The sequence below is a fragment of the Tessaracoccus aquimaris genome, assembly GCF_001997345.1.
Taxonomy (GTDB): Bacteria; Actinomycetota; Actinomycetes; order Propionibacteriales; family Propionibacteriaceae; genus Arachnia; species Arachnia aquimaris.
In genome coordinates this window covers 3,063,672-3,082,854 of sequence record NZ_CP019606.1, presented here as the reverse complement: position 1 = coordinate 3,082,854, position 19,183 = coordinate 3,063,672, and the positions used below count along the sequence as shown (strand labels likewise).

Annotated in this window: 17 protein-coding genes; 15 read left to right on the top strand and 2 right to left on the bottom strand. The window is 69.8% G+C overall.

Translation table 11 applies throughout. From position 1 onward, the window contains the following. Nucleotides 1-71 precede the first annotated feature (71 nt). The 3 genes from BW730_RS14090 to BW730_RS14080 all read left to right on the top strand — a co-directional run bounded on the left by BW730_RS14090 (nt 72) and on the right by BW730_RS14080 (nt 2,869). Entirely contained in the window at nt 72-725 is a 654-nt protein-coding gene (locus BW730_RS14090; RefSeq protein ID WP_158522677.1) for a TetR/AcrR family transcriptional regulator, read from the top strand. An 85-nt stretch (nt 726-810) separates the two neighbouring features. Beyond that, entirely contained in the window at nt 811-2,046 is a 1,236-nt protein-coding gene (locus BW730_RS14085) for a Tm-1-like ATP-binding domain-containing protein (RefSeq protein WP_077686815.1), read from the top strand. Between the two features lies 1 nt (nt 2,047). Beyond that, nucleotides 2,048-2,869 carry a phosphoenolpyruvate hydrolase family protein gene (locus BW730_RS14080; RefSeq protein WP_077686814.1) on the top strand — a complete coding sequence of 274 codons (822 nt, stop codon included), beginning with the start codon at nt 2,048-2,050 and terminating at the stop codon, nt 2,867-2,869. A 7-nt stretch (nt 2,870-2,876) separates the two neighbouring features. On the opposite strand, the gene BW730_RS20070 is transcribed toward BW730_RS14080, so the two are convergent. Next, on the bottom strand, nt 2,877-3,005 hold the full coding sequence (locus BW730_RS20070; protein ID WP_257787347.1) for a hypothetical protein: 129 nt from the start codon (nt 3,003-3,005) through the stop codon (nt 2,877-2,879). 250 nt (nt 3,006-3,255) lie between these two features. Here BW730_RS20070 and BW730_RS14075 point away from each other — a divergent pair, with 250 nt between their 5' ends. The 12 genes from BW730_RS14075 to BW730_RS14025 all read left to right on the top strand — a co-directional run bounded on the left by BW730_RS14075 (nt 3,256) and on the right by BW730_RS14025 (nt 17,922). Then, nucleotides 3,256-4,362, top strand: a complete 1,107-nt coding sequence (locus BW730_RS14075; protein WP_077686813.1) for a fatty acid desaturase family protein — start codon at nt 3,256-3,258, stop codon at nt 4,360-4,362. Between the two features lie 91 nt (nt 4,363-4,453). Continuing rightward, nucleotides 4,454-5,020: a YdeI/OmpD-associated family protein gene (locus BW730_RS14070; protein WP_077686812.1), complete on the top strand. Its 567-nt coding sequence runs from the start codon at nt 4,454-4,456 to the stop codon at nt 5,018-5,020. Beyond that, the gene (locus BW730_RS14065; protein WP_158522676.1) at nt 5,017-5,532 is read left to right on the top strand and encodes an AAA family ATPase; all 516 of its coding nucleotides are present in this window, start codon (nt 5,017-5,019) and stop codon (nt 5,530-5,532) included. The genes BW730_RS14070 and BW730_RS14065 overlap by 4 nt, the downstream gene beginning before the upstream one ends. Before the next feature lie 30 nt (nt 5,533-5,562). Continuing rightward, a complete protein-coding gene (locus BW730_RS18235; protein WP_145952885.1) occupies nt 5,563-6,624 on the top strand; it encodes a hypothetical protein in 1,062 nt (353 codons plus the stop codon). Further along, entirely contained in the window at nt 6,510-8,051 is a 1,542-nt protein-coding gene (locus tag BW730_RS14060) for a hypothetical protein (protein WP_145952884.1), read from the top strand. The genes BW730_RS18235 and BW730_RS14060 overlap by 115 nt, the downstream gene beginning before the upstream one ends. Further along, nucleotides 8,048-8,836 carry a hypothetical protein gene (locus BW730_RS14055; RefSeq protein ID WP_077686809.1) on the top strand — a complete coding sequence of 263 codons (789 nt, stop codon included), beginning with the start codon at nt 8,048-8,050 and terminating at the stop codon, nt 8,834-8,836. Before BW730_RS14060 ends, BW730_RS14055 begins: the two co-directional genes overlap by 4 nt. Nucleotides 8,837-9,163: 327 nt before the next feature. After that, nucleotides 9,164-10,249, top strand: coding sequence for a hypothetical protein (locus tag BW730_RS14050; RefSeq protein WP_077686808.1), 1,086 nt, complete (start codon nt 9,164-9,166; stop codon nt 10,247-10,249). Continuing rightward, nucleotides 10,230-11,072, top strand: a complete 843-nt coding sequence (locus BW730_RS14045; RefSeq protein ID WP_077686807.1) for a hypothetical protein — start codon at nt 10,230-10,232, stop codon at nt 11,070-11,072. Before BW730_RS14050 ends, BW730_RS14045 begins: the two co-directional genes overlap by 20 nt. 272 nt (nt 11,073-11,344) lie before the next feature. Then, nucleotides 11,345-11,905, top strand: a complete 561-nt coding sequence (locus BW730_RS14040; protein WP_226996830.1) for a C40 family peptidase — start codon at nt 11,345-11,347, stop codon at nt 11,903-11,905. A gap of 517 nt (nt 11,906-12,422) precedes the next feature. Next, a complete protein-coding gene (locus BW730_RS14035) occupies nt 12,423-13,907 on the top strand; it encodes a DUF3375 domain-containing protein (RefSeq protein WP_077686805.1) in 1,485 nt (494 codons plus the stop codon). Then, the gene (locus BW730_RS14030; protein ID WP_077686804.1) at nt 13,904-14,572 is read left to right on the top strand and encodes a DUF4194 domain-containing protein; all 669 of its coding nucleotides are present in this window, start codon (nt 13,904-13,906) and stop codon (nt 14,570-14,572) included. The genes BW730_RS14035 and BW730_RS14030 overlap by 4 nt, the downstream gene beginning before the upstream one ends. Next, the gene (locus tag BW730_RS14025) at nt 14,569-17,922 is read left to right on the top strand and encodes an ATP-binding protein (protein WP_077686803.1); all 3,354 of its coding nucleotides are present in this window, start codon (nt 14,569-14,571) and stop codon (nt 17,920-17,922) included. The genes BW730_RS14030 and BW730_RS14025 overlap by 4 nt, the downstream gene beginning before the upstream one ends. Before the next feature lie 243 nt (nt 17,923-18,165). Here the strand turns inward: BW730_RS14025 and iolG are convergent, their stop codons facing one another. After that, nucleotides 18,166-19,161 carry an inositol 2-dehydrogenase gene (gene iolG / locus BW730_RS14020; protein WP_077686802.1) on the bottom strand — a complete coding sequence of 332 codons (996 nt, stop codon included), beginning with the start codon at nt 19,159-19,161 and terminating at the stop codon, nt 18,166-18,168. Nucleotides 19,162-19,183: the final 22 nt, after the last annotated feature.

Below are 19,183 nucleotides of genomic sequence, written 5' to 3'. Positions count from 1 at the left end.
TGTGGTGGCTCGCCAAAAGTGTACGCCCTAATTCCACACGCGGGGAAATAGGGGTGGATATGATCCTGACCATGACCGATCCCGACGTCGACCCACCCAAGGGCGCCCGCCCCGTGGGCCGTCGTGCCGGGGAAAGCGGCACCCGGGAGGACATCCTCGACGCCGCGCTGACCCTGTTCGCCGAGCGCGGTTTCGACGGCGCGTCGATGCGCGCGATCGCGGACGCGGCGGGCGTCGATCCCGCGCTGATCCGGCACTTCTTCACAGACAAGCCCTCGCTGTTCGCGGCGGCGATGGCGGCCCACTCGGAGATCCCGCAGCGGATGGCGGAGGCGGTCTCGGGCGACCCGGGGCAGCTCGGCCGACGCGTCGCCGAGGCCTACCTGACCCTCTGGGACGACGCCGAGCTCGGACCGGTGCTCCAGGGCCTCGTCCGTTCCGCCGTCACGTCGGAGCACGGCGGCGAGTTGGTCGCGGAGGCCCTGTTCTCGCAGATGTCGAAGGTGCCCGAGGTGGCGGCCGCGCCGCCCGAGGCGACGCGCGGGGTGGCCCTCGCCGGGGCGCATCTGATGGGGGTCGCGCTCGCCCGCAACGTGCTCGGCCTCTCGGCGTTCACGGGCATGTCGCGCGAGGAACTCGTCGAGGCGGTCGCCCCGAGCATCCAGCGCTACCTGTCGCCGCTGGTCGAACGGCGCGCCAGCAACGACGATGGACCCGGCGCCTGATCTGCGATGTTGCGCGAACAGAGCGCGTCCCCGTCGCGAGATCGGTAGCGTGAAGGCACACGTAGACGACGGAAGGTGATGGTCAATGGCGACCGTGGTGCTGCTCGGAACCCTCGACACGAAGCGGGCCGAGTACGACTGGCTCAAGGGACAACTGCTCGCGGCGGGCGTCGAGGTGCTCACCGTCGACGTCGGCTCGTTCTCGGAGGCGTCGACGGCGGACGTCACGCCCGACGAGGTGCTGGCCGCCGCCGGGCTCGACGCGGCGGGGCTGCACGAGCGGCGCGACCGTGGCGAGACCATGACCGCCATGGGCCGTGGCGCCGCCGAGGTCGTGCACCGGCTCTTCGAGGAGGGACGGCTGCACGGGCTGCTCAGCGTCGGAGGCTCCGGCGGATCCTCTGTCGCGGCACCAGCCATGCAGGCGCTGCCGATCGGCGTGCCGAAGCTGCTCGTCTCGACCATGGCAAGCGGCGACGTGAGCCCCTACGTCGGGGCGGTCGACGCGACGCTGATGTACTCCGTCGTCGACGTCGCGGGCATCAACTCCGTCTCCAGCGTCGTGCTCGGCAACGCCGTCGCCGCCATCTCCGGCATGGCGAAGGCCTACGAGTCGCGCACCGGGAGCGAGGCGGGCGACGAACACGTACCGCTGGTCGGGCTCACCATGTTCGGCGTCACGACCCCGGCGGCCGACGAGGCGCGCGCCCGGCTCACCGAGCTCGGCTACGAGGTGCTCGTATTCCACGCCACCGGCACCGGCGGCCGCGCGATGGAGAAGCTGGTCGCGTCCAACCTCCTGGCCGGCGTGTGCGACCTCACAACCACCGAACTCGCCGACGACCTCGTCGGCGGCGTGCTCAGCGCAGGCCCCGACCGGCTCGAGATCGCGGGCAGGCTCGGCCTGCCGCAGGTGGTCAGCGTCGGCGCGCTCGACATGGTCAACTTCGGCCCGGCCGACACCGTCCCGGAGCGGTTCCGCGACCGCAACCTCTTCGTCCACAACCCGACGGTGACGCTGATGCGCACCACGCCGGAGGAGACGGCCGAACTCGGCCGACGCATCGCCGCAAAGCTGGCCGCCGCGACCGGCCCGACCGAGCTGTTCCTGCCCCTCAAGGGGGTCAGCGCCATCGACGTCGACGACGCCCCCTTCCGCGACGCGGACGCCGACGCGGCGCTGTTCGACGCGCTCCGCCAGGGGCTCAGTGGCAGCCAGGTCGCTATCGTCGAGCGCGATCAGGCCATCAACGACCAGGGCTTCGGCGCCGCAATGGCCGACGCCCTCGACAGGGCCATCAAGGCCCAGAAGGAGCAGTGACATGACCAGGGACGAGGTCCTCGCCCGATTCCGCGAGCAGGTGGCAGCGGGACGGCCCATCATCGGAGGCGGCGCGGGCACCGGCATCACCGCCAAGTCGGCCGAGGCCGGCGGCATCGACCTGCTCATCATCTACAACTCTGGCCGCTTCCGGATGGCCGGCCGCGGGTCGCTCTCTGGCCTGCTGCCCTACGGCGACGCCAACGCCATCGTGATGGAGATGGCCAACGAGGTGCTCCCCGTCGTCAAGAAGACCCCCGTGCTCGCGGGCGTCTGCGGCACCGACCCGTTCCGCGTCATGCCGCACTTCCTGCGCCAAATCAAGGACATCGGCTTCGCCGGGGTGCAGAACTTCCCGACGGTCGGGCTGATGGACGGCAACTTCCGTGCCAACCTCGAGGAGACGGGGATGGGCTACGGCCTCGAGGTCGACATGATCGCCCAGGCGCACGAACTCGGCCTCGTCACCGCCCCCTACGTCTTCGATGAGGAGCAGGCGGCCGACATGGCGAAGGCCGGGGCCGACATCCTGGTTCCGCACATGGGCCTGACGACCGCGGGCACGATCGGCGCCCACACCGCCATGACTCTCGAGCAGGCGGCCGAGAGGGTGCAGGCGCTCGCCGACGCCGCCAAGCGGGTCAACCCGGACATCCTCTGCCTGTGCCACGGCGGCCCGATCGCCGAACCGTCCGACGCCCAGTACGTGCTGCAACACACCGAGGGCATCGTCGGATTCTTCGGCGCCTCGTCGATCGAGCGGCTGCCCACCGAGGTCGGCATCCGCAAGCAGACGGAGGACTTCAAGGCCCTGACGTTCTGAGCTCGGGCTAGATCCGGTACTGCTGCGTCGGTAGCGGGACCGGGTCGGGGGTCAGGCCGACGCACCGTGCTGACAGTTCGGTGAACGGGTCAGGTTCCGGCGCGTCGCCGTCGCCCGTGGTTCGCTTGCGGGCCATGCGGTCTCGTTCGCGTCACACAGGCTCGGACGCCGCACCGGCCGCCGCCCCAGCCGACGGCGGCACGAGCGGGCCAGTGGCTCGTGCGCTCCGGTTCCGCCGCCCCCAGCCAGGGGTCTCGGACGACCGATGGGCGGGCAGCCGGGCCGGGCTTCGCTGGGGCGGGTACCTTGGGCCTCAGCTTTCGGCGACCGCCATTGGCTTCCCCGGGGCTCGACCTGCCTCGGAGATTTGGACAGGAGTCGCCCTGATGCAGAGCCCTACCCTCGAGTCGGCGCCCACGGTGCGCCGCTGGCAGAAGTACGTGGACACCACTGACTATCCGCCGCTGATCCGCGCCTACACCGAGGTCTCGCAGCGCGTGAAAGAACAAGGCCTCCTGCACCGGGCCCGATGGTTCTACATCGTGGTCGGCTCTGTGCTGGCCCTTGGCATGGGCGGGGCCATCACTGGTTTCGTGCTGCTCGGCCACAGCTGGTTCCAGTTGCTGATCGCGGCGGTCCTCGGGGTGCTGTTCACGCAGGTCGCGTTCCTGGCCCACGAGGCGGGACACAAGCAGATCCTCGCGACCGCGCCAGCCAACGACAGGCTCGCCCGCATCCTCGCCGGTTCGATCGGCATGAGCTTCTCCTGGTGGGACAGCAAGCACACCAGGCACCACGGCAACCCCAACCGGATCGCCAAGGACCCTGACATCGCCATCGACACCGTCTCGTTCGTCGAGGAGGACGCGGCAACAGCGCGCGGGCTGCGACGCTGGATCACGCGCCGTCAGGGCTGGCTGTTCTTCCCGCTGCTCACCCTGGAGGGGCTCAACCTGCACAGGCTGAGCTTCCAGCATCTCTTCTCGCGCGGCCCCGTGAAGTCGCGCTGGATCGAGCTGGCGATCGTGTTCGGGCGGTTCGCGCTGCTGCTGGTGCCGGTCTTCCTGTTCCTGCCGATCGGCATGGCGTTTGCCTTCATGGGCGTGCAGTTCGCGGTCTTCGGCCTCTACATGGGCTCGTCGTTCGCCCCGAACCACAAGGGCATGCCCGTCATCGCCAAGGACGCCAAGCTCGACTTCTTCTCCAAGCAGGTCCGCACCTCGCGCAATATCCGGGGCGGCTGGTGGGCCACCACCCTGATGGGTGGCCTCAACTACCAGATCGAGCATCACCTGTTCCCGAACATGCCGCGACCCCACCTGCGGAAGGCGCGTCTGATCGTGCGGGAGTTCTGCGACAAGCTTGACGTGCCGTACACCGAGGCCTCGCTGGTTGGCTCCTACGGCATCGTCATCCGCTACCTCAACCGCGTGGGCCTCGCCGCCCGCGACCCGTTCGAGTGCCCCATCACGGCGCAGTACCGGCGCGCCTGACGGGTCCCGCCTCGCCGTCGGAGCCTGTCGGCCCGTCTGCGGGGACCGAGCCGATCTGGTCGCCTGGCCTTCGGGCCGCGAAGATGGGTGGATGGAGACCTTCGAGGGAGCGCCCGTCGTCCACGCCGAGACCACCGAACAGTGGCGCGACTGGCTCGCCGGGCACCACACCGACGCCAAGCAGGCCTGGCTGGTGCTGAGCAAGGGCGGCGCCGTCAGCTACGACGACGCCGTCTGCCAGGCGCTGTGCTTCGGCTGGATCGACAGCGTCAGCAAGCCGCGCGATGAGACGACCCGCTACCAGCGCTTCGGGCCGCGCAACCCGGCGAGCACCTGGGTCAGGTCGAACCGGGACCGCGTCCAGCGGCTGACCGACTCGGGGGAGATGGCCCCGGCCGGGTTGGCGCTCGTCGAGGCGGCCAAGGCGAGTGGGGTGTGGGACCTGCTCGCCGATGTCGAGGAGGGCATCGTGCCTGACGACGTCCGAGCGGCCCTCGACGCGGTGCCCGACGCGGCCGCCACCTTCGACGCGTTCCCCGCCGGGGTGCGCAAGGCGATCCTGATGTGGATCGTCTCGGCGAAGCGGCCCGCGACCCGGGAGGCGAGGATCGCCACCACCGTCGAGAAGGCCGCCCGCGGCGAGCGGAGCGGGCCGTGAGCGTCACGATCGTCTCGGGCCTGCCTGGCGCGGGCAAGACGTCGGTCGCCCGGGCGCTGGCCGGTCGGCGCGACCGCGGCGTGCACCTCGACACCGACGACGTCGGCGAATGCTTCATCGTCGCCGGCCTGGTGTTGCCAGGAGGCAACCCTGCCGACGAGGCCGAGCGGCAGTTGGCGCTGCGCCGTACCAACATCTGCGCGCTTGCCGCCAACTTCGCGGCCGACGGGTTCGACGTGTTCGTCTCCGACGTGGTGCTGTGGCCAGGGCTGTTCGCCGACTACGCCCGGCTGCTCGGCGGGCCGCCACGACTCGTCATCCTCGACCCCGACGCCGCCTCCATCGCCTCCCGCGACGCGGGGCGCGACAAGCAGGTCGCTGCCGCGTGGTCGCACCTGAAGGCCGACCTGGACGCCTGGACCGATGCCCCCGGGCTGCGCCTCGACAGCACAGCGCTCGACCTCGGCCAGACCGTCGACGAGGTGGACCACTGGCTGCGTGCCCAAGGGTGAGCGGCCCCCGTCGCGCCTAGAGTGAAGGGCATGGACGACCGCAGCAAGGCCGCCTCGCTGGTACTGGCGTGGAGCAGGATGCCGCTCGACCCGCACGAGTTCCTCCCCATCGTCGACCTGCTGCGCGAACAGGCGACCGAGGTCGGCGACCAGGTGCTCCGGAAGCAGGTCGACCGGCTCATCGAACTCAGCAGCGCCACCGTCGAACAGCCAGGGGAGCGCCCGGAAGAGGTGACAGGCGACGACCTCGTCACCGCGCTCAACCTGCAGGCCAGGATGATCTGGCAGGGCCACGACGCCAGCGCCACCGGCCCGGACGACACCGTCGCGGCGCTCGCCGACCGCCTCGACGACCTGGTCGCCGGATCGGCCCAGTTGCGTGACCTCGGCCTCGATGTGCCGATGGCCTCCGACGTCGCGGCTCACCTCGTCCGCTTCGCGACCACGGGCGTCTCGACGGAACGGACCATGCTGATCCGGCGCTTGTTCGACCTGCCACCGGAGCGGGTCCGCACCAACTCCTATGTGCGGGCGCTGACACCCTTCGCGCTAGCCGCCGCCGAGGCAGGGCGCGCCGACCTGTGGCAGCAGATCGCCGAGGAGTTCCTCGACCGGATCGGCGACCGCGCCCCCAGCGACGCGCTCGTCATGATCGCCCGCCACACGCAACCGCTCGTGGAGCGGGACTCCCGCTGGTACCGCGCCGAGCAGACCTGGGATCAGGCGACCCAGATGATCACCCTCGCCGAGGGCGGCGCGCACCCCCTCCCGGCCGGGTCAGGCGACCAGGTCCGCATCACGCTCGGCCTAGCCTTCCTCGACAACCGCGACCTCGACGAGCGACCATTCCTCGACGTCGTCAGCGACGTCTACGCGAAGGTGCACGCCCAGCTTCAGCCCTCCGGTCGGCCGGAACTGCTCGCCCGCTCGGCGCTGCGGTTGGTCAACAGTTGGGTCCCGGCGGGGAAGCGGCAGAGGTGCTGCGCGGCTGGATCAACCGGGCCTACCTCGACCGTCGGGATCTCGACGAGGAGGAGTCGGACGCGTTCACGGCCGAGATCGACTTCGCCTGGCGGATGGAACTGGTGCTGAGCCTTCGGGCTGGCGAACCCGTGGTCGACCGGCTGCTGGCACCGGGCACCGACGAGGAGGTCTTCAAGCGCCTTGAGATCGTCGTCATCGAGGGCCGCGCCCCGGACTTGGCGGCCGAACTCGAGCGGATCGGATCGACCCGCCCCGGACCCACCGGCACCGGATTCCTGGTCGCGGGCGCCGCCGTCAGGGCCCACTTCGACCCCGACGGCGGACAGGAACGGTTCGGGGAGCTTGGTGGCCTCGGCAGCGGCTCCGCGGCCGAACCCGACGCCCTGCAGCGGCTGCGCTTTGCCGTCTCCCAGGCACTGCTGCCCCCGGACGAGCCAGGGCCCGACGACGAGCGCGTCGACGGCGTGCCCCCGCAGCTCTACTCCGACGACCCTGCCCAGCGGCTGTGGGTGATGCAGTCGCAGTTCGGCGGCCCCGCCTTCATGAGCGCCATCGGCAGCCTCGACGAGTTCCGGGAGCACCTGCCCGTCCTGATCGAGCTGTACACCCGCGGGATCGGCGACATCGATGAGGAGGTGCTGGAGGCGAGCGTCATCTTCGCCCGCCGCATCATCTACGGCTTCCAACGCTACGAGCTCCGCGCCGACGCGTTGCAGTGGGCGCGGCGCGTCGCGGAGGACCTGCGCAACGCCACCAGTCCCAGGGCCGTGCGCGCCCGGGTCCTCGCCCTGCACGACGTCGTCCGCGAGGCCGAGCGCCCGGAGGCCGTAGCGGCGGCAGACGAGATGTGGGGGCTGCTGGAGGGCAACGACGCCGACTACGCCATCGTCGAACGCGCGCTCCTCAAGCACACCACGCTCGACTGGGAGGAGGACCAGCAGCGGCTGATCGTCGCCACCGAGCAGCTCGTGCCGCTGCTGATGGACGCCATCGAGCACGACGAGTACGAACAGCAGGATTACCCGCTGCTGATCCGGTCGCAGGGCCTCTGGCTGTTCCACCGCTACTGCGACGCGGAGGACTGGCCGAATGTCGCCCGCACCGCGCGCATCTTCCTCGACTGGCCGGGCGGCGCTGAGGAGCGCGAACTCGACGGCATCGGGGCTGTCGTGCTGCGCACTGAGCACAGCCTGGACGCGATGGACCAGCAGACCGCGCTCAGGATGCGCGAGGCCATCGACGAGGCGCGCGGCAGGCTCGCCGAACTGGGCCCCACCTACCTTGGCCTCGTCGAGGCCCGCGGAGGCCTCAACGCGGCACGGGACGTCCGCGACGAGGACCTCCAGCGCGCCGTCGAGCTGTATGAGGAGGTGCTGCCCCGCTACCTGGAGGCGGCGCGGGCCCACCTCGAGGTCGTTCCCGAGGCCCGCGAGAAGAGCCTCCTGCCCGCGGCCGGGCACGCCTCGGAGCTGTTCCTGACGTGCTGGCGCGCCGACAACGACGCAACCGAACTGCCCCGACGACGAAGTGGTTGAGGACCGCGCGGTCGGCGCGGCTGTACCTGCGGCTCGGCACGCCCGAGTTCGACCCGAACCCCGACGACGACCTGAAGGGCATGGTCCGGCTCGCCGGCCACGAGGACACCTTCGCGCCGCTGGCCGATCAGGCCCTGGTCGCCGAGCTGTACCGACTGCTCGAGCCGCACCTCGACCGGGCGCGCGACGCCGACTGGATCGACCGGTTCCACCGGGTGGCAGGCCGCTATCTCGCTGGTGGTGGGGCGGGAGTCGCCGTCGCCGCCTCAGACTCGGCGGCAGGTGCCGGGGACGGCGGACGTGCCGGCTCCTCCCACGCGTCGGATCTGGCAAGGGCGCGGGCGGCCGTGTCCGCGGCCGCCGACCAGTGGGAGGCGCATCCCGCGGCGGCCAACGCCGCCCTCGCCGACGCGCTGGCCGCGCTGCGCCGCGCCCACGACGCAGACCCAGACGACGCGTCGGCCGAGACGCTAATCGGCTGGGGTCGCTGGTGGCTGCGCGAGGCGATGCAGCGCGACGCGGCGACCCCACGCAAGCCCTACAACCTGTCCGCCTTTGCGGCGATGCACTACCTGCGGCTCGGCATCCACGTCCTCGACCCTGGCGGGGACGAGCAGGTGCGTGAGTTGATCGAGTGGGCCGTCCACCCGAACGGCTTCGTCCGCGCCCACGAGCAGACCCGCCGCGAGTTGTACGACCTGCTCGCCCCCTTGGTCGACCCGGCCCGCGACGACGCCAAGGGCTTCGCCAGGAACCGCAAGCCCAAGCTCTTCGGCCTCTTCTAGCGCCGGGCTGAGCGCCCGTGCCCGTCATCGTGGTCCTGATCCTCTTGGTGAATCTTGCTCTTAAGCCTGTTGGTGATCTTTCTCTTGATCCTCTTGGTGATCTTGGTCCTGTTCCTCATCGTGAGCGTGGTGGTGTTCACGATCGATCGTTCGCTTGTCCCTTGCTCAATGCTCACCGGGACCAATTCGTAGGCTCGAGGCCACCCGCTGCAACGTTGGGCGTGGTGCGAGGGCTTGGTGCGGTCGTGGCCTCCACGGGGCGACCAATGACGATGTTCTGGAAATCGCTATCTTCCGTACGCTGCGGAAAGGCTGTATTATCTGAACATGCCTGCAGTCAGCGAACATCCACCGCAGCTCACCGAGCGCATGTTGCTCGGAATCGTGCAGCGCACCCTTCAGGAACGACTTCCGTCTGGGTGGTCCGTGGGCGAGCTCGAGATACCAGCCTCCGATTCTGGTGCCGATGCCATCGTGGTCGTTACCGCGCCGACCGGACCGGCGCTGCGTGTCCTGGTTGAGACGAAGAGGCTTGTCGAACCCCGCGACGTGCAGCGCATCGGAGATCAACTCCTATCCAGGGCCAGAGAAACCTCTGACATCGGCCTTGTTGCCGCGCGCTACCTGTCCCCGACGGTGCGCCAGCGGCTCGAGGACGTGGGATTGTCATTCGTCGATGCCACAGGCAATGTCCGCGTCCGCTCCGATTCGCCTGCGTTGTTCCTTGCAGACCGTGGATTGGATCGGGACCCGTGGAGAGGTCCCGGGCGACCTCGCGGAACCTTGAAGGGTGCCCCCGCTGCGCAAGTCGTCCGGGCCCTCCTTGATGCACCCGGGCCCATGCGAATCAGGGAGCTAGTGGCCTCGTCGCAGGCCTCTACTGGGTCTGTCTACCGTGTCGTGGAGTTCCTGGAGACCGAAGACCTCCTTGTGCGACGCAAGGATGGGGCTCTGGCGGTACCAAGTTGGGTGTCGGTTCTTCGTCGATGGTGTGCGGACTATGAGTTCCTGACCACCAACACTGTTTCGCGGTGGATCGCCCCGCGCGGAGTCGACAGCGTGATCCGTGCCGCGATCGAGACGAACCCCGCCAGCTATGTGGTCACTGGGTCTGTCGCCGCTGCCACGTGGGCGGCCTACGCGCCAGCCCGATCGGTCCATGCGTATGCAACTAATGCGTCGGAGATCGCACGGCAGTGGGGCTTGCGTCCAACTGAGACTGGGGCGAACGTGTTGATCGCGGAGCCTGCCTACGAGGTGCTCATGCGCGGTGCCAGGCAGCGTCAGGACGGACTCTCGGTCGCCGCCCCCGTTCAGGTGGCCGCAGACCTCTTGAACGGTCCGGGAAGGGCGCCAAGTGAAGCGGAAGAACTGATCGAGTGGATGGTGGGGCATGAAGATGACTGGCGGTGATTCGGAGAGCCTCTTCATCCGGGCGCGAGAGGCCTTGCTGGATGCGCTCGAGGCGCTGGAGAAGCAGCGAGACGCTTTGATCGTCATCGGAGCGCAAGCCGTCTACCTGCGAACGGGTGACCTGGATGTCGCTCTTGCGCCCGCCACGAAGGATAGTGATTTCTCCCTCGACCCCCGCGCCCTTCAAGATGACCCGTTGATTGAACAGGCGATGCTCTCTGCTGGCTTCCTGCCCGACGAGCAACCCGGTGCCTGGCTGACTGCCGACGGCATTCCCGTGGACCTCATGGTTCCAGAGCGGCTAGCGGGAAATGCGCGCCGCAGCGTTCGCATTCCACCACACGGCGACCGCTCGGCACGGAGAGCGCGGGGGATCGAAGCGACTCTCGTCGACTACGACATTCAAGAGATTTGCGCACTCGATGCCCAGGATGGGCGACGGATCAGTGCGAAGGTCGCAGGTCCCGCTGCGCTCCTCGTCGCCAAGATCCACAAGATCACAGAGCGGCTCGCTCGGCCCACCCGGCTCAACGACAAGGACGCGCACGATGCGTACCGGCTTCTTCGAAGCATCGAGACCCAGGAACTGGTCGACCGATTCATCCGCCTCATGGGTGACGAGATCAGCCGTGAGACCACCGTGGAAGCGCTGCGATCTCTCGAGGTCAACTTCGCGTCGGGCGCGGATGCAATCGGGTCTTTCATGGCTGGACGGGCGGAGTCGGGCGTCGGTGACCCGCAGCAGGTCGCTCTGTCGACGGCCATCCTTGCCGAGGATCTGCTGCAAGCGCTGGTCGCCGACGGGATCCTCAACGCCGACTGAAACTGTGCGGAGCGTCTAGGTGCCGCCGACATTCGCCTCCGCGAGGAGGGTTTCTCGGCCGGCGGTCGCAGGTGAGGAACCGCGGCGTGTTGACTCTGAGGAAAGCCTGAGACGACGCAAGGAATCTTGAGTGTAGGAGGGCGTGATCTGAGCGTGGCCAGCCTCGGTTCGGTCCGAGGTCGAGAAATTGATCTGAGAAAAAGCTTGGAGATTCTCAGGTGTGGGTGTTACGTTTTCTCGTCATTACTGACCCCACCCGAAAGGGGGCACCCGTGTTCAAGCGCCAAGTGCTCGTGATTCTCACCGCTTTCCTCGGCGTCCTCGTCGGCGTCGCCCCCGTTGCGGAGGCCCAGGCGGACACCAACTACCGCCCGCCGACCACGACGAAGACGGCTCCGAAGCCGGCCCCGAAGGTCGCCGCCAAGCCGGCCCCGAAGGCCGCGGCCAAGGCTGCGCCGAAAGCCGCCGTCTCCAGCGCAGACGCCAAGCGACAGAAGGTCGTCGCCGCGGCACTGAGCAAGGTCGGGAGCCGCTACGTCTACGGCAAGACCGGCCCCTCGTCCTTCGACTGCTCCGGCCTCACGCTGTACGCCTACCGCCAGGTCGGCATCTCCCTCCCGCACTCCTCGCGCAGCCAGTCGCGCGTCGGTAAGCGCGTCGCCCTCAACGCGCTGAAGCCCGGCGACCTGGTCTTCTACTACTCGCCGATCAGCCACGTGGGCATCTACATCGGCAACGGCAAGGTCGTCGACGCGGCCAACCGTCGCACCGGCGTCCGCGTGACCAGTCTCAAGTCGATGCCGCTGAAGGCCGCCGTCCGCGTCATCAACTGACGAACCCCGCGTGAGCGGTCGCCGTTCCCGGAGCTTCTCCGGGAACGGTTTCCGTTTCCCGAGCTTGTCGAGGGGTCCGTGTGCCGAGCATCGGTCTCGGGGCGGGTCTGCGTTCGGGTTGCGGACGTTTCGACGCGGACGCGCGACTTCGTCGGCGGTCCGGCTCAACGAGCGGGACCGTTCCCCGAGCCTGTCGAGGGGTCCGTGTGCCGAGCATCGGTCTCGGGCGGGTCTGCGTTCGGGTTGCGGACGTTTCGACGCGGACGCGCGACTTCGTCGGCCGTCCGGCCCAACGAGCGGTGGGAGGTCCGGCTCAACGAGCGGGACCGTTCCCCCGAGCTTGTCGAGGGTCCGAGCGCCGAGCGTCGGTCTCGGGTCGGATAGGCGTGGTCGTTGCGGACGTTTCGACGCGGACGCGCGACTTCGTCGGCCGTCCGGCTCAACGAGCGGTGGGTCCGCTCAACGAGCGCGGCTCTCGAAATGCGCCGGGCGACCAGGCGAACTAGGCTGGCCGCCGATGAGCAACACCCATGTGGAGGCCGCCTTCCAGCGCTCGGCCGCCGCCTTCAAGAACCCCATGCTGGACCTGCTGCACGGACGCTTCGCGCCGTTCGTCGTGACGGCCCTGTCCATGGTGTTCACGCCCGACCGGCCGAAGGTGGCCGTGGCCGACGCGCACGTCGAGGTCGGCGAGGTCCTCGAGCAGCTTCGCGGCGCCGGCTACGGCGACGACGACTCTCCCTGGCACCTGCCCGCGGGCACCGCCCGTGAGCTCTGCCGACAGTGGGTAAAGGTCGGCTGGCTGCTGCCCCAGATCGACGACGACGTCGAGGTTTACCGCCTCTCCGCCCACGCCGTCGGCGCGCTCGAGATCGCGGGCCGGGTCGGCGGGGCGCGCACCCGCGTCACCACCTCCCGCGTCCGCACGCTGCTCGACGCCGTCGAGCACCTCGCCGAGACCACCGACCCGGACCCGAGCGCCCGGATCGATCGGCTCCGCGCCGAGCGCGACCAACTCGACCACGAGATCGCGCGACTCGCGGCGGGGGAGCGACCCGAGCAGGTCGGCGACGAGCAACTCCTCGAGGAGGCCGAGAACGTCCTGCACCTCGCCCGCGAACTGCCCGCCGACTTCGCCCGCGTCGCCGAGTCCATCAAGGCCATGCAGCGCGACGTCGTCACCGACCTGCGCCAGGACATCCGCCCCACCGGCGAGGTGCTGCGCGAGTACCTACAACGCGGCCAGCAGGTGATGGAGTCGACCCCCGAGGGCCGCGCCTTCTCCGGGGCGCTTCGCCTGATCGGCGACCCCGAACGCATCGACGACCTCACCCACCAGTTGGGCGTCGTGCTGCACCACCGCTTCGTCCGGCTACTCGACCCCGAGCAGCGCGCCGAACTGGCCGCGATCTCGCGCCGCGTCGAACAGGGCGTCCAGGAGGTGCTGGTCGCGCAGCGCCGCGCCTCGCACGTCATCACGACCCAGGTCCGCACCCACGACCCGATCCGCGACCGCCAGGTCGACGACCTCCTCCGCGACGTGATGAGCGGCTTCCATCGCTGGATGCAGAGCTCGCAGCGGGGCGAGACGGTCGAGCCGCTGCGCAGCCTCCCCATCGCCGACGTCGGCCACCTCCGCCAGAGCCTGGGCGACATCCGCCCCAGCAGCACCCCCGACGCCCTCGCCGACGGCGACGCCGACGCCGACTTCGTCGACGCGGACACGCGCAACTGGGGCGGACCGCACTACGGCGCCCTCGAGGACCACCTCGCGGCCTTCGCCGACGGCGAATCCTTCGACCTGGCGGCCGCCTTCGAGGCGGTCCCGGACGACGCGCGCCGCCCCGTCGACCTGCTCGGCCTGCTCGAGATCGCCCACCGCAACGGCATGACGGAGGCCGAGACGATCTCCGTCGTCGAGGCCCTGCGGCCAGACGGCACCAGCCGACGCTTCGCGTTCGGGTCGGTCACGGCCCGCACCACCCGAGGAGAAGACCAATGACGCAGGACATCGCCCTCGACGGCCCGTTCATCGAGCCCGTCTCGATGGAGGACGATCCGGACGAGTTGTACGCGGGCGACCGCGGCGTCCTCGAACCCGAGGTCCGCCACGTGCTGGTGCGACTGCTGCAGCGCCGCTTCCTGCTCGCCGACCGCAACGCCGCGCAGTGGAAGGTGCTGCTCGACAACCAGCAGGTCATCGAGTCCCGGCTCGGCGACCTGTACGTGCGCCTCGTCGTCGACCACGACCGCGGCGTCGCCTACAAGACGCAGGTCCGCTCCGACGAACTCGAGGTGCCGATCCTGCTCAAGGACGAGTCCTACACCCGCGTCGAGACGCTCGTGCTGATCAACCTGCGCACCGTCTTCCAGCGCGAGCGCACCGCGGGCGAGTCGTCCGCGCGCGTCGACGTCGAGGAGATCGAGCAGACGGTGTTGACCTACTTCACCGACGTCGACGGCGACATCGCCCGCAGGCAGCGCGCCATCCGCAACGCGCTGGCCCGGCTGCGCGCCGAGGGCGTCGTCGAGGAGGAATCCGAGGGCCGCTACCGGATCAGCCCGCTCGTCGAGATCGTGCTGAGCCTTAAGCGGCTGCAGGAACTCAAGACCTGGCTGCGTGACCAGAATGCGCAGCCCACCGACCAGGAGGAGGACCTCGCATGAGCATGCTCGACACCCTGTTCGGGCTCATCCCGGCCGCCTCGCGCGGCCAGCAGTGGCTCGCCGAGGACCTGCAACTGGTCAACTGGGGCGGCTACGACGGCGTGCACCGCGTCCGCTTCTCGCCGACGGCGACGCTGCTGTGCGGCGGCTCCGGCTCCGGCAAGTCCACGCTGATGGACGGCTACATCGCCCTGATGATGCCCCACACCACCCCCTTCAACGGCGCCTCCAACGGCGGCATCGTCGGCAGGCCGCGCGGCCAGGAGCAGCGCAACATCCTCTCCTACGGCCGCGGAAAGCTCGACGAATCCCGCACCGAGGAGGGCACCAAGTTCCGGGTGCTGCGCGGCGACGGCGTCGACACCTGGACGGCGATCGCGATGACCTGGGGCGACCAGGACGGCGCCCGGTTCACGGCGGTGCGCGCCTGGTACATCCCCGCGAGCGCCCGACTGCTGGACGACACCATCAAGGTCCGTGGGTTCCGCGCGGGCGACTTCGACCTGCGCTCCCTTGAGCCGGCCGTCGCGCAGCGCTTCGGCGACGCCGCCGTCCGGGCGACCGGACTCGACACCGTCGCCACCGACCGCGAGTTCTCCGCCAAGCTGCACTCGACGCTCGGCATCGGGGCGGCGGGCGCCGGGTCCAAGGCCATGAGCCTGCTCGCCCGCATCCAGGCGGGCCAGCAGATCACCACCGTCGACGACCTCTACAAGAAGATGGTCATCGAGGAGCCCGAGACGCTCGCCACCGCCGACGCCGTCGTTGCCCACTTCGACGGGCTCGAGTCGACCCGGCAGCGGATGCTGACGGCGCGCCAGCAACTCCGCGCGCTCGACCCGATCCGGGGGCTGCGCGAGAAGATCGACGAGGCCGCCGAGCGGCTGCGCGTGATCGACGCCGTCGGCTCGTTCTCCGATCCCACCTCTCCCGCGACGCTGTGGCAGGCCGAGCGACGCCTCGGGTTGCTGCGTGAGGTCGAGGAGGAGCAGCGGCTGCGCAAGCAGAAGGCCGACGCGTTGGTCAGGGAGCGGACGGCGCTCGCCCACGCGGCGGAGGCCGAGCGCGAGGGGCTCGAGGACGTGCTTCGTGCGTCGGGAGGCGACCGACTCGAGAACGCCCGCCGCGAACTGCGCGAGACCGAGCGGCGCCTCGCCGAGGTCCGCCGTCAACGCGAACGCCTGGACGGGGCCCTTGAGGTGCTCGGCGCGAGCGTCACGTCGGCGGGCTCGTTCGGCAAGCTCGCCGACCAGGCCCGCGCAGCGCTTGCCGACCGGGACGCGAAGGCCGTCGCCCGCGACGTCTACGCCGACGCGCAGGGCACCAAGCGCGCCGTCGAACGCGAGGTCGCGGACCTGGAGGCCGAGCGTGGCGTCGTCGAGACTGGCCGCGACAACATCCCGCGGCACCTGCACGAGACCCGCGACCTGCTCGCAAAGGTCGCGGGGCTGACCCCGGACGATCTGCCGTTCGTCGGCGAACTGGTCGAGGTCCGCACCGAGTACGAGCAGTGGCGCGAGGCGTTCAACCTCGCGCTGGGCGGCTTCGCCACCACGATGCTCATCGACGCGTCACACCTGCCTGCGTTCCGCGCCGCCATCGACTCGGTGCGCTCACGGGTCCGGCTCCGCTACGAGGGCGTCCACACCGGCGTCCCGCAGGCCGAACGGCTCGACGACGACACACTGCCCGGGCGCCTCGACTACCGCCGCACCGAGTTCACCGGCTGGCTGCAGGAGCGCCTCGAGGCGCGCTTCGGCTACGTGTGCGTCGACAACCCGGCGGCGCTCTCGCGACACAAGATGGCGCTGACCGTCACCGGCCAGATGGCGCGCGGCAGTTCCGGCGCGCATGGCGGGCACGGCACCGACAACGTCCTCGGCTTCTCCAACCAGCGACGGCTTTCGCTGCTGACCGACCGGATCGACGAGACCCGGTTCCGGCTCGTCGACGCCATCGACGCGGTCGACCGGGCGGCTCGGGCGCTCGACGACCTCGAGGCGCGCCGCACGGCCTACGCCGAGGTGTCCAACGTGACGTGGGACCAGGTCGACGTCGCCGGGCTGGAGACCGAGCTTGAGCGGTGGTCGCGCGTCATCGACGAGGTCACCTCCGGCAACCCGGAGATCGCCCGGGTGCAGAACCAGATCGCCAAGGCGCGCGACAAGGTCGCCGACCTGCAGCAGGCCATCGGACGGGCCCGCCAGGAACACGACCTGGCGGACGCGGCCCTCGGCGCCACCGTCGACGAGGTCGACGCCGCGCAGGAGGTCGTCGACGCCGCGGAGGACGACGAGCGCGCCCTCACCGCGGGGCAGCGCTCCTACCTCGACGCCCGCTTCGAACTGGGCGGCGCCGCCGGCGACGAGTCGCGCACCGAGGAACTGGGCCGCTTCGACGCGGCGCTGCGGCAGGCCTCCGCCAAGCTCGGCTCGGACCGGGATGCGGCGCAGGAGACGCTCGGCGAGTCGCGCGAGCGGCTGCGCCAGAGCCTCACGTCGTTCCTGGAGCGGTGGCCCAACCCGAACCTGCTCGCCGACCCGGACGAGTCGGTCGCCGACTTCGAGCGGATCATGGACGACCTGGAGGCCAGCGGGCTGCACGAGTTGGAGACGGAGTGGCGCGACTCGCTGCTCAAGCTCTCCGGCAACGACCTGACCAACCTCGACGCGTCGCTGTCGCGGGCCGTGCGCGAGATCCGGGAGCGGATCGAGCCGATCAACCAGATCATGGCCGACCTACCGTTCTACGACGACGGGTTCCGGCTCCAGATCGCGACGCAGGAGAGCAGTTCGGCGGTCCGCACCAGGTTCCGCCGCGAACTGCGCGACGTGCGCGCCGCTATCGACGCCGCCGAAGACGACGCGGCCCGCGAGCAGGTCTACACGCGGATGGCGAAGCTGATCCAGCGGATCCGCCGCACGGCGCCGGACTTCTCCGACCTGATCGACGTGCGCAACCACGTCAGGGTCAGCGCGGAGCGGGTGCGGGCAGGCAGCCGCGAGCACGTCGCGCTGTACGACCACATCGGCGAGAAGTCCGGTGGCGAGTCGCAGGAACTGATCGCGTTCATCGTCGGGGCGGCGCTGCGCTACCAACTCGGCGACGCGGGGGCCGAGCGTCCGCGCTACGCGCCGGTGTTCCTCGACGAGGCCCTGATCAAGGCGGATGCGCACTTCACAAAGCGCGCGATCGGCGCCTGGCGGGGGCTGGGCTTCCAGTTGGTGATCGGCGCCCCGAACGACAAGTACAGCGCGATCGAGCCGCACGTCGACGTCGAGTACGACATCCTCAAGGACACCCGCGGCCGGTCCTGGCCGAAGGCGAAGGTCGGGCTGCCCGCGGACTGATGTGGTGGTGCGACCTGGGCGTTGAGCAGTAGTCGACGGTCGATTCGGTCTGGAACGTGCAAATGCGCTCGCAAGCGCGTCGAACGTGTAATGCTGCTCAACGCCAAGCCAACGCCAACGCCAACGCCAACGCCAACGCCAACGCCAACGCCGTCCGACCCAGGCGCCCGACCCACGCGTGCGACCGGGAACGAGGACGGCGCCGCCCGACCGTAGTCGAGCGGCGCCCTGCGAATGCCAGGCTCAGGCGTCCAAGCGGACCGTCCTGCCCGAGTGGGCAGACTCCTCGGCCGCCTGGGCGACCACGAGGGCCGCGACACCGTCGGCGACCGTCGGGGACACCTCGGTGCCGTTGTTGATCGCGTCGATGAAGGCCGTCAACTCGTCGCGATACGCGTCTGCGTAGCGCTGCAGGAAGAAGTTGAGGTACGGCTGCTGCACCCCGGAGGTCTCCGCAGTGTTGACCGACAGCGTCGTCTCGCGCCAGTTGTCCATGCTGACCGAGCCCTTGGACCCGTGCACCTCGAGGCGCTGGTCGTAGCCGGTGACGCAGCGACGGTTGTTCGTGATCGACGCGACCGCGCCGTCCTTGCCGCGCAGCAGCACGAAGGCCGCGTCGAAGTCGCCGGTGCCCTTCAACTCAGGCAGCACGTTCTGGCCGAAGGCGCTCACCTCGACGATGTCGCCGATGAAGAAGCGGGCCTCGTCGAAGTCGTGGATGGTCATGTCCTTGAACAGACCGCCCGAGCCCGCGACGTACTCGGCCGACGGCGGCTGCGGGTCGCGGGCCACGATCACGACCTGCTCGATGTCACCGAGTTCGCCCGCGTCGGCGAGTTCCTTGGCGCGCCGGATCGACGGGTCGTAGCGGCGCTGGAAGCCGACCATGACGGGCGGGTGGTCGAAGGTGGCTAACTCGGCCTCGAGGGCGCGGGCCTCCTCGACGTCCTTGGCGACCGGCTTCTCGACGAGCACGGCCTTGCCGGCGCGGGTCGCGCCGAGCACCTGCGGGGCGTGCGCTGCGGTCGGCGAGCCGATGATGACGGCGTCGACGTCCGCGTCGGCGAACAGTGCGTCCGCGTCCTTGTAGGCCTTGGCGCCGAAACGCGCGGCGAGGTCCTCGGCGGCGGTTCCGATGGGGTCGCAGACGGCGACGAGTTCGGCCTGCGGGTGCGACGCGACGGTCTGGGCGTGCACCTTGCCGATCCGACCGGCGCCGATGACGGCAACACGAAGCATGGGGGTTCTCCTAGGGGGAAGG

Coding starts and splice junctions, on each gene's coding strand:
- BW730_RS14090 (WP_158522677.1), top strand. CDS start 72: ATGACCGATCCCGACGTCGACCCACCCAAGGGCGCCCGCCCCGTGGGC.
- BW730_RS14085 (WP_077686815.1), top strand. CDS start 811: ATGGCGACCGTGGTGCTGCTCGGAACCCTCGACACGAAGCGGGCCGAG.
- BW730_RS14080 (WP_077686814.1), top strand. CDS start 2,048: ATGACCAGGGACGAGGTCCTCGCCCGATTCCGCGAGCAGGTGGCAGCG.
- BW730_RS20070 (WP_257787347.1), bottom strand. CDS start 3,005: ATGGCCCGCAAGCGAACCACGGGCGACGGCGACGCGCCGGAACCTGAC.
- BW730_RS14075 (WP_077686813.1), top strand. CDS start 3,256: ATGCAGAGCCCTACCCTCGAGTCGGCGCCCACGGTGCGCCGCTGGCAG.
- BW730_RS14070 (WP_077686812.1), top strand. CDS start 4,454: ATGGAGACCTTCGAGGGAGCGCCCGTCGTCCACGCCGAGACCACCGAA.
- BW730_RS18235 (WP_145952885.1), top strand. CDS start 5,563: ATGGACGACCGCAGCAAGGCCGCCTCGCTGGTACTGGCGTGGAGCAGG.
- BW730_RS14050 (WP_077686808.1), top strand. CDS start 9,164: ATGCCTGCAGTCAGCGAACATCCACCGCAGCTCACCGAGCGCATGTTG.
- BW730_RS14045 (WP_077686807.1), top strand. CDS start 10,230: ATGAAGATGACTGGCGGTGATTCGGAGAGCCTCTTCATCCGGGCGCGA.
- BW730_RS14035 (WP_077686805.1), top strand. CDS start 12,423: ATGAGCAACACCCATGTGGAGGCCGCCTTCCAGCGCTCGGCCGCCGCC.
- BW730_RS14030 (WP_077686804.1), top strand. CDS start 13,904: ATGACGCAGGACATCGCCCTCGACGGCCCGTTCATCGAGCCCGTCTCG.
- BW730_RS14025 (WP_077686803.1), top strand. CDS start 14,569: ATGAGCATGCTCGACACCCTGTTCGGGCTCATCCCGGCCGCCTCGCGC.
- iolG (WP_077686802.1), bottom strand. CDS start 19,161: ATGCTTCGTGTTGCCGTCATCGGCGCCGGTCGGATCGGCAAGGTGCAC.